Origin of the sequence: Pseudolactococcus hodotermopsidis, from assembly GCF_011170085.1 — a bacterium.
Classification (GTDB): Bacteria; Bacillota; Bacilli; order Lactobacillales; family Streptococcaceae; genus Pseudolactococcus; species Pseudolactococcus hodotermopsidis.
Map to the genome: position 1 here is coordinate 1 of NZ_BLLI01000107.1, position 3,228 is coordinate 3,228.

Annotated in this window: 4 protein-coding genes and 1 pseudogene; all 5 read left to right on the forward strand. The window is 36.5% G+C overall.

Translation table 11 applies throughout. From position 1 onward, the window contains the following. Positions 1 to 413 precede the first annotated feature (413 nt). The 5 genes and pseudogenes from infC (at position 414) to Hs30E_RS11450 (ending at position 3,043) form a co-directional block, all read left to right on the forward strand. Complete coding sequence (infC, locus tag Hs30E_RS10660) at positions 414 to 914, forward strand: translation initiation factor IF-3 (RefSeq protein WP_172209912.1); 501 nt, start codon at positions 414 to 416, stop codon at positions 912 to 914. Positions 915 to 944: 30 nt separating this feature from the next. After that, positions 945 to 1,145, forward strand: a complete 201-nt coding sequence (rpmI, locus tag Hs30E_RS10665; protein WP_172209913.1) for a 50S ribosomal protein L35 — start codon at positions 945 to 947, stop codon at positions 1,143 to 1,145. 61 nt (positions 1,146 to 1,206) lie between these two features. Beyond that, entirely contained in the window at positions 1,207 to 1,566 is a 360-nt protein-coding gene (rplT, locus tag Hs30E_RS10670) for a 50S ribosomal protein L20 (RefSeq protein ID WP_172209914.1), read from the forward strand. Positions 1,567 to 2,577: 1,011 nt separating this feature from the next. Next, positions 2,578 to 2,713: pseudogene (locus Hs30E_RS11620) on the forward strand (helix-turn-helix domain-containing protein); the annotation flags it as partial. A gap of 198 nt (positions 2,714 to 2,911) precedes the next feature. Next, positions 2,912 to 3,043, forward strand: a complete 132-nt coding sequence (locus tag Hs30E_RS11450) for a hypothetical protein (protein ID WP_267130247.1) — start codon at positions 2,912 to 2,914, stop codon at positions 3,041 to 3,043. Positions 3,044 to 3,228 lie beyond the last annotated feature (185 nt).

Below are 3,228 nucleotides of genomic sequence, written 5' to 3' on the forward strand. Positions count from 1 at the left end.
CTTGATAACACGATACTTTTTCAATTCATTCACAGTGAGTAATATCCTTTTCATAAGTATTAGTTTAACATTTGGGACATTTTATGTTTCGACCTACTTAGGACATTATCACTTTCGAATGATAAATCGAAATTTCTTTTGCAAAACTGCTTGACATTTCCCGTAGATATGATAAAATAAAGAAGTTGAAAAGCAGAAGGCACCCGCTTTCTCGCCAATATTGCGTGAGCTACTTGGCATGAAAATGATTTTATCTCTGTTAGCAGAGTTCATTTATAGCGGGCTTTCTATATGGAAAGCTCGTTTTTAGCTTTTCTAATCAATTTTTGGGTGGTTTACCCAGCGGTTTAATCTTGGGTTTCGGCTCAACATCTTAATAAAGGAGAACAATCATAGCAAGAGAAAGAGTCACGATGAACCAAGCGATTCGCGCAAGCGAAGTTCGCCTCATCTCGGCAGACGGTGATCAGCTTGGTATTACACCAACGCGCGAGGCGCTCAATCAAGCCATGGATCAAGATATGGATTTGGTTTTGATTTCTGCGCAAGCCTCACCGCCCGTTGCCAAAATCATGGATTTCACAAAGTTCAAGTTTGAACAAAAGAAAAAGCTGAAAGAGCAAAAGAAAAATCAGACTGTTGTTACAGTCAAAGAAGTTCGTTTGTCGCCAGTTATTGATCAAAATGACTTTGATACAAAGTTGCGTCAAGCAACGAAATTCCTTGAAAAAGGCAATAAAGTCAAAGTATCTATCCGCTTTAAAGGGCGGATGATTACCCACAAAGAGGTTGGTCAAAAAGTCTTGGACGATTTTGTCGTTGCAACCCAAGACATTGCCCACGTCGAGCAACGTGCTAAGATGGACGGTCGTCAGATGTTCATGCAGTTAGCGCCCGGCGAAAAGAAGAAATAATTAAAAATTTAATTAGAGGAGATTTTAGAAATGCCTAAACAAAAATCACACCGCGCGTCAGCAAAACGTTTCAAACGTACTGGTTCTGGAGGCTTGAAACGTTTCAAGGCTTATACGAGCCACCGTTTCCATGGTAAAACTAAGAAACAACGTCGTCACTTGCGTAAAGCGGGTATGGTCTCTACTGGTGACTTCAAACGTATTCGCAAAATGGTCTATTCTCTTAAATAATAGAGAACCATTCGGATATAATACTAACATTAAACTAAGATATAAATAAGGAGAACTATAAATGGCTCGTGTTAAAGGTGGCGTTGTAAGCCGCAAACGTCGTAAACGTGTACTGAAACTTGCGAAAGGCTATTATGGCGCAAAACATACTTTGTTCCGTACTGCCAAAGAGCAGGTAATGAATTCATATAACTACGCATTCCGCGATCGTCGTCAAAAGAAACGTGATTTCCGTAAATTGTGGATTGCGCGTATCAATGCAGCTGCTCGTTTGAACGGTTTGTCATATTCTAAATTGATGCACGGTTTGAAAGTTGCTGAAATTGAGGTCAACCGTAAAATGTTGGCTGACCTTGCAGTCAATGATGCGGCTGCGTTCACAGCTTTGGCTGATGAGGCAAAAAAAGCTTTGGCTAAATAATGTTCGTTATCTAAAATCAGGCCTTGGCTTGATTTTTTTGTGTTAGGACTAATCTGTTATAAATGTTTTCAATTCTCTGTTTTGAATTGTTTTTGTAACTGTAAGTTGTTAGTTGATTTACGCCACTGCGTTTATGAAATTTTTTTAATAACATCTACGGTCTTTATAATAATCTGTTATAAAAAATTTTCAACACTCCGTTTTGCTTTGAGTGATTTGTTAGTTGATTTACGCCACTGCGTTTATGAAATTTTTTTAATAACATCTACGGTCTTTATAATAATCTGTTATAAAAAATTTTCAACACTCCGTTTTGCTTTGAGTGATTTGTTAGTTGATTCGCGCCACTGCGTTTATGAAATTTTTTTATAACGCCCACGGTCTTTAGAGCTAATCTGTTATAAAAAACTTTCAACACTCCGTTTTGTTTTGAGTGATTTGTTAGTTGATTCGCGTTACTATGTTTATGAAATTTTTTTAATAACATCTACGGTCTTTAGAGCTAATCTGTTATAAAAAACTTTTAACACGCTGTTTCACTTTGAGTGATTTTTGTGCTTGAAATTTGTTAGCTAGACTCGCGCCATTTTTCTGATGAACAAATTTGTCATAAACGTATTGACACTTTGAAATTTTAGTTTATAACAATAACAGCTATAAACCTTTGCAACATAAGGTTGTCAAAATATTTTACAACGATTTTTAGTAAACGTCAAAGAGTTTTGATTGCTGAGGGGGTAAAAATGTTTTAAACTAAATTTGTCAAGGAGATAAAGAAATGAAAATTTGTGAGCAGTTGAAGTTTTATCGGAAAAAGTTTAATCTTTCTCAAGAGGCTTTGGCGGAAATTGTTTATGGGCATCTCTAAAAACTGCTTTTTCCAAATTTTAGATAGATTTTTCAAAGACAAGAAAATTCGACGACGGCTTGCTGGTGCAAGGCTAGGAGGATTGACGCAGGATTTGGGAAATCTAGCAAAATTTGGGAAATCTGAGTTTTTAGAGATGTCCTTATGTGTCTAGGCAGACGATTTCAAACTGGGAGACGGGGAAATCTTATCTCGATTTGGAGAGTTTGCTTTTGCTGAGTGATTATTTTGATGTTTCTTTGGACGAATTAGTTAAAGGAGACGTTCAGATGATGAAAGAAAAGGTTAATGTTGTTGCTTTGAATCGCGGTTCACAAGGTATGGTTTTTGGAGTTGGGATTGAGATGTTGGCTGTTGCGCTAACACAACTTGTCTCATATCCTGTTGGGGTTGGTGTCTTTTTGATTGGCACTGTTATTTGCATAGGTTTTGCTATAAAAGTTGAGAAAATCAAGAAAGAACTTGATATTAAGACTTATGGCGGAGATTATTGCCTATGTTGAGGGTAAGGAAGTCAACATAGGCAATAATCGTCCTAATCCTGTTAAGTCTGTTGCTTTGAAATTGATAATTTCGTCTTTTGTGATTGCGCTGTTAATCATTTTGTAAGCATTTGAAAACAAAAATTAGAAAAATCGTATGAAATTTGAATGTCATGCGATTTTTTCTATTAGACTTCTCCCAAAAATAAAAAAATTTGTTATACTATAGTCATGAACTATGAATCCCTCACGAAACTCAGCGATAGTCATTTTAAACGTCTAGTTGGCGTTAAACGTCCAACCTTTGAATCT

Excerpts from the sequence above, each read along its gene's own strand:
- infC (WP_172209912.1), top strand. The coding sequence starts at position 414 with ATGAACCAAGCGATTCGCGCAAGCGAAGTTCGCCTCATCTCGGCAGAC.
- rpmI (WP_172209913.1), top strand. The coding sequence starts at position 945 with ATGCCTAAACAAAAATCACACCGCGCGTCAGCAAAACGTTTCAAACGT.
- rplT (WP_172209914.1), top strand. The coding sequence starts at position 1,207 with ATGGCTCGTGTTAAAGGTGGCGTTGTAAGCCGCAAACGTCGTAAACGT.
- Hs30E_RS11450 (WP_267130247.1), top strand. The coding sequence starts at position 2,912 with ATGGCGGAGATTATTGCCTATGTTGAGGGTAAGGAAGTCAACATAGGC.